Source organism: Mesorhizobium sp. M6A.T.Cr.TU.014.01.1.1, from assembly GCF_004022765.1.
In the GTDB taxonomy this organism is placed as follows: Bacteria; Pseudomonadota; Alphaproteobacteria; order Rhizobiales; family Rhizobiaceae; genus Mesorhizobium; species Mesorhizobium mediterraneum.
In genome coordinates this window covers 1-335 of the sequence record NZ_RZPG01000135.1, presented here as the reverse complement: position 1 = coordinate 335, position 335 = coordinate 1, and the positions used below count along the sequence as shown (strand labels likewise).

1 pseudogene is annotated in these 335 nt (G+C 66.3%); it reads right to left on the bottom strand.

Annotated features, from left to right (window positions below):
- Positions 1–335: pseudogene (locus EN885_RS33300) on the bottom strand (alpha-glucosidase); the annotation flags it as partial.

Below are 335 nucleotides of genomic sequence, written 5' to 3'. Positions count from 1 at the left end.
GCTCGTTGCCTGCGCGGCGCGTGAAGGCGACGGTGTCGCCCTCACTTTCGATGAAGGTGATGTCGCCCTTGGCGAGCGCCGGATGGGCACGCCGGAAGGTGAGAAAGCGCCGGTAGTGCTCGAGCAGCGAAGCCTCGTCGCCCTGCTGGACATTGACCGCTTGCGCCAGATGCTTGGCCGGCACCGGCAGCCAGGGCTTTGCCTGGGAGAAGCCGCCATTCTTGGCGCTGCCATCCCACACCATTGGCGTGCGGCAGCCGTCGCGGCCCTTGAATTCCGGCCAGAAGCGGATGCCGTAGGGATCCTGCAGATCCTCGAACCGCAGCTCTGCCTCA